Source organism: uncultured Rummeliibacillus sp., assembly GCF_934216135.1.
Taxonomy (GTDB): Bacteria; Bacillota; Bacilli; order Bacillales_A; family Planococcaceae; genus Rummeliibacillus.
Genome location: NZ_CAKQBI010000065.1, coordinates 1 through 5,595, shown reverse-complemented (window position 1 = coordinate 5,595; position 5,595 = coordinate 1). Strand labels below are relative to the sequence as shown.

At 29.0% G+C, this 5,595-nt stretch carries 3 protein-coding genes and 2 pseudogenes; 1 reads left to right on the top strand and 4 read right to left on the bottom strand.

Annotation, left to right across the window (positions count from 1 at the left end; genetic code table 11):
* Window positions 1-306: 306 nt before the first annotated feature.
* Together Q0977_RS17750 and Q0977_RS17745 are read right to left on the bottom strand one after the other, a co-directional pair.
* Window positions 307-1,074 (bottom strand): glycosyltransferase family 32 protein, encoded by a 768-nt coding sequence (locus Q0977_RS17750; RefSeq protein ID WP_251886327.1) that lies wholly within the window; start codon window positions 1,072-1,074, stop codon window positions 307-309.
* A complete protein-coding gene (locus tag Q0977_RS17745; protein ID WP_299516390.1) occupies window positions 1,071-2,501 on the bottom strand; it encodes an oligosaccharide flippase family protein in 1,431 nt (476 codons plus the stop codon). Before Q0977_RS17745 ends, Q0977_RS17750 begins: the two co-directional genes overlap by 4 nt.
* A 124-nt stretch (window positions 2,502-2,625) precedes the next feature.
* On the opposite strand from Q0977_RS17745, the pseudogene Q0977_RS17740 reads away from it, so the two are divergent.
* Window positions 2,626-3,616 (top strand): annotated as a pseudogene (locus tag Q0977_RS17740) (transposase).
* A gap of 388 nt (window positions 3,617-4,004) precedes the next feature.
* On the opposite strand, the gene Q0977_RS17735 reads toward Q0977_RS17740, so the two are convergent.
* On the bottom strand, window positions 4,005-5,204 hold the full coding sequence (locus tag Q0977_RS17735) for a glycosyltransferase family 2 protein (RefSeq protein WP_299516388.1): 1,200 nt from the start codon (window positions 5,202-5,204) through the stop codon (window positions 4,005-4,007).
* Between the two features lie 59 nt (window positions 5,205-5,263).
* Window positions 5,264-5,595 (bottom strand): annotated as a pseudogene (locus Q0977_RS17730) (IS30 family transposase); the annotation flags it as partial.

The following is a 5,595-nucleotide window of genomic DNA, read 5'->3' as shown; positions in this document are numbered from 1 at the left end:
CACGTTCTTCGTGGGAAAACATACGGGCATTCCTCCTGAGTTCATTTTTGGTCCAGGATTATGTCCGCACCCCCAAACCTACAATTTAAAGCTGCCCTTGACACTATTAAATATAAGAGGAATGTATTTAATATTTATCTGTTTACTTATCATTACTAACTACTATGATTTACTTCGTTCTAGCGAAAGCATCCATCTTTAAAATAACTTTTATAGTTCATAACATTGTACTGTACTCCGAAGTTTCAACTATTCTAGATTATTATCTACCAATTCAAAAAAATATCTAATTAAATATTTCTTTCGTTAATGAAAAAGATTTTTGATTTTTTTTAATGGAGATATGAGTAAACGAGAAATAATTTCTTCGAAAATATTCCCTTTTATGACTGGTAAATTTATATTTGAATAATGATTAGCGAGTAGATGATTTTTCATGCTATATACTATTCCTGGTTCCATATTAGAGCTAAAAATTTTAACTCCCTCATCTCTCCTATACTCGTATACTTTTTCTGTAAAAACTATAGGTCCTGTTGTTCTTAGAACACCTTTTCTTGCAACCCCTTGTTTAAATATACTGTAGTTATTTATATTATAAACAACTCCGTTTATAACATCTCTCATTATAGGAGATTTTTTTTCACACATTATATTCCATTGTTGATATTCACCATTTTCAACATAATCTATTTCTTTATGTAGTCCATATGTTGGATATATTTCTCTATCCCATTGACAAACTATGAATTTGTCTTCGTCGGAGATGATGCTATCAAGTGGCTTTGATGGAAAGCTTTTAACATCAATATAGAACCCCCCTTCATTATACAAAATTAAATATCTAAAAAAATCTGCTCTTGCAGCTGGATATATGGGATTGATTTTTTTATAACTCTCTAAAATATTAGAATCAAAATTTTCTTTAATATATAGCATAATATCCTTCTCACTATATATTTTATATGTCCACTCAGGGTTGATTTCTTTCATTTTTATTATTAATTCTACATAATCAGGATCTAGTGAATCAAATCCTTGCAAGTAAATTTGATGAATTTTTTTAGGTATCATTTGCTTACTCTCCTTGTTAATTCCCATAAAGTTTTAATCGATTTCGGCTTTAGAAGCAAAAGTGCTGGTATGTATACCGCAACTCCACTAAATCCAATTAATAATATCTGGAAAACATCCGAATAAAAATGAAACTTGCCTTTCAAGAATAAACAGAATACAAACATAACACTTGATGCTAACATATATTTCCAAACTTCTTTGAACAAGTTCAAGATATTGATATATTTACGAACCACATAAATTTGAATTAAGAACATTAAAGCTTCTCCAATCACGGATATAACTGCAGAGGCTGCTGCACCATACTGAGGAATTAAAAAAAAAGCAGCAATACTACATATCAAAAAAGAGCTTAGCATTGATATTGTTAACTCTTTAGCTTTTCCAATTACTATCATGTACTGTTGACCAATAAGTTGACTCCACCCCATAAATATAAGCTCAATTGATAAGATTGATAGAACTATATTAATTCCAGCAAAATTTGTACCATAAAATAGTCTCGAAAAAGAATCAGAAACTAAAATTATCCCAAAAACAATTGGAAAAGATAAACAAGAAACTAGAGATACTGAGATTTCAATGTATCTATTCATTTGGTACAACTCTCCCTTTTTAAAGTGATTAGCAATCCTTGGGAAAATTACAGTTCCTACGGCAGTCAGCAGCGATAAAAATATCCGTATTACTTTATCCGAATTATCAAAAAAACTTGTTTGGGTAAATGTAGAGAGGCTTCCTAACAGAATTCGATTAAAACTTATAAACAATGTTGCAGTTAATGCAGGCAAAAATAGTGAACCTCCTGCAATTAAGACTGAAAAAAAATCTACAATCTTTAGATCAATTCTAAATATTTTCTGTTTAGTATATGGCCACAGCGTTAAATTGCCAATAAAGCTAGATCCACTCACAATTAAAATATATTTAGCTAAGTCTTGGGAATCATGAACTAACAAAAAAATAATAACAACCGATATAATTCTGACAATAAAATTTCTCGTAACTGTGCTTTTAAAATCTTCTATACCAATAAAAAACCAAGAAACATCTATACCCGTAGCCAAAATTTGTATTCCCTGCAATAGAAGTATATATCTATATTCACTAATTATTGATAAATAAATAAAAAAGAAAATTAAAGATATAGCCATCATAATTATTTTTGCAATTACTATCTCCCAAAATTTTTTTGACATTTGATATTTCTCATCACGATAAAATGCAATTGTACGGCTACCATATAAAGATAATCCATAATTTGCTAGCAATGTAAAGTAAGAAATTATCGAACTAGTATAAGCATTGAGACCTATGCCATCAGTGCCTATCGTTCTTGAAATATAAGGTATAGTGATAACTGGAACCAAAAAAATAAATATTTGATACGACATAGTATATAAATAATTTTTTACTATCTTCACTTGAAGTAACTCCATTTCTTTATTGATAAAGTCTATATAATTGTGTAAAGGTTAAGGGTCATGTAAACGCCATTTTACTGTATAATGTTTTTAACCACAAAAAACATACTCAGGAGAACTTGACATGACCCAAGTAAATTTTACACTGTCCAACTTAGAGGTTCAAAGTATTATTGACCATTCGGTAAAAAATGATTTCTGGAAAAATTTTTAACCACTTTTTTAACCAATTGATGGAAAACCAGCAAACAAAATACATTCAATCCGAAGACTATGAACGATTAGAAAACCGTCAAAGCCAAAGAAACGGCTACTATGAGCGAGACTTTAGGGCTCGTATCGGTACACTTGAATTAAAAGCACCTATAACACGTGACAGTAATTTAACGATGTTTGAGCAGTATCAGCGCAATGAATGGCAGAATCGTTCACTCTCAGGTACCAATTATCCTTATCTGATGACAGATGTTCTCTATATAAGAGTTCGTGAGAATCATCGAGTATTTTCTAAAAGCTGTCATATTACGATTGAGATAACAGAAGATGACAATTGTGATATCATTGATTTCATGATTCAAAATGAAGAAAGTGATGACACATGGTCCACCTTTTTTGATTGCTTAAAAGACCGTGGACTAAAGGGGATAGAATTCATCATTTCTGTTGCCCATAAAGGAATAGTGTCTGCAATTCGTAAGTCTTTTACCAACGCAATTTGACAGAGATGCGAAGTTCATTTCTTAAAGAATATTTTAAGCACCATTCCAAAGAAAAATTCTAAACCCTTTAGAGAAGATGTAAAAGCCTTATTTAATTTTACGAATATTGAACTTGCTAAAAGAGGAAAGAATACATTAATTGATGAATATATTGATTAATCCAAAGATACAAAAGCTTGCGAAACATTTGATAATGGCTTCGAAGATACCTTTCAATACACAGTTATAGTAAATGCTCATAATCGACTAAAAAGCACGAACCTTCTTGAAAGACTGAGCCTAGAAGTATGCAGAAGAAAAATGATTATTCGTATCTTTCTGAACCGCGCTTCAGCTAATCGATTAATTGGGGCTATCCTTTTAGACCTCCATGATGACTGGATTAGTTCACCTTGAAAGTATATTAAGTTTAAACAATAGGAGTTAATGATAGATTGTATAATATTTTACACTGGATTATGGAATTAACTAAAAACAAAACAACTGTGGTTATCATTTTAAGAATTATTTAATACACATCTTAAACAGTTGAATACAGCTACTGTAAAATCATTATTCACTATACAGATGGGACAAACGAGTCTGTAAAACAGACAACTTATTTCGTATATTTTATCACTTGAATAATCTAAGAGATTATGTTAATCCATCTTATAAATCTCTTAAATACTGGATAAGTTATAGAATCAAAACAAATTAAGATTGATAAGATAATAATTACTTAAATTTTTTTAATATTTTATGAAAATATTAGTTTTGATCATACTTTTCATAAACATTTCTACTAAATGATTTTACTCAATAATTTCCAACTTCGATAATCTCTTTTAACAAATGATTGATTTAGTCTATTTAATAGTTTTTCTTCATATACACCATTTAATTCATATTTCTCAAAGTAATAGCATGCTCTAATAAAAGCTGCTTGCTGTACGTCTTCATCTAAAAATCTTATCCTTCTAAACAATAATGAAGACATTTGTACCAATGATATTTCTTTAATCTTATTATTTAATAAATTTTTATTTCTTACCTCAGCTAATAAATATTCTAAAATATATAACGTATCCAATGACTTCATGTTATTATCTGCTTGTTTTGTAATTCCATTTTCATTAATGTAATACTCTACAAGTGGACTCTGGACTTTTTTATATCTCTTAACATTTGGAAATATAGAATAAAGTAAGTGTGTATCTTCAAACCAGTAATTTATTGGGAATTCTGTCTCTAGCCATAATTCTCTTCTAAAAAATTTTCCCCATGCATAGGCGTTTGTTAATTCAAAATTATACTCCTGAAAGAATTCTTCAACATCTACTGATTCATAATTAAGTAGTTGTTTTTTTAAACCATTAAAACTCACATATGGTGCATCCAACAAATCATAGTCCCCTGATTTCAGTGTAGATATAGCTTTATTAAAGCTTTCAGTATATAAAATATCGTCTGAATCTAAGAAAAATATATATTTTCCAGAACTTTCTTCAATTCCTTTGTTTCTAGCAGCGGATAAGCCCCTGTTATCTTGAGAAATAACCTTAGTATTATTGGGTAAGTTCATATTATCGATGATTGCTAAAGTATTATCTGGAGATCCATCATTTATAACAATAATTTCTACTTTGTACTTGCTATCAATTTTAAAAACACTTTCTAAGCACCTTTCAATATATCTTTCTACTTTATAACAAGGGATTATTATTGATACATCAAAATGATTTCTATCTAGCCAGTTTCTTCCTCTAGATAAATAGATATACTCTTGCTCATTAAAATAAAATTTTTTTAAAACTTTTTCACTTTCTTGATCGCTCATTACTCTCTTACTTCTATTAATATTAAATTTCAATCTAAATAAAATAACATGATCCAATATAAAAATCGAATTATTTATTATTTTTTCTGTAACCCAATTTTTAATCATACAATCAGGTACTCTTGATATTATTAAATTTCTTACTCTAGATTTCATTGTTCTCATAAAAAAAACCCCTTGCATTGTTTCATTCTATTAAAAAAGATTTTCCCTGTATCCCAATTTTAAAGTATACTCCAACTATTTTTTTTAATTATTAATTGTAAAATTAAGTTAGACAAGTACTCTTTGCTTATGTGACTCAAGAATACTTCTATTGGTGTTTTATAGTTTAATGATTTTCGAGGGATATTATTTCTTTTCAATGCAATAGATTGGATAAAAGATTCCTCAACTTCGTTGAAATCCATTTGCTTTTATAAACCATCTTTACGTAATAAACCATTAGAGTTTTCATTCAATCCTCTTTGTGATGGTGCACCAGGATCTGCAAAATAGATATCAATATCATTGATATTACTGATTGATTTCCAATTTGAAAATTCCTTTCCACAAT

Bases quoted from the DNA above. Each gene is read 5' to 3' on its own strand.
- Q0977_RS17750 (WP_251886327.1), bottom strand. From the start codon at position 1,074: ATGATACCTAAAAAAATTCATCAAATTTACTTGCAAGGATTTGATTCA.
- Q0977_RS17735 (WP_299516388.1), bottom strand. From the start codon at position 5,204: ATGAGAACAATGAAATCTAGAGTAAGAAATTTAATAATATCAAGAGTA.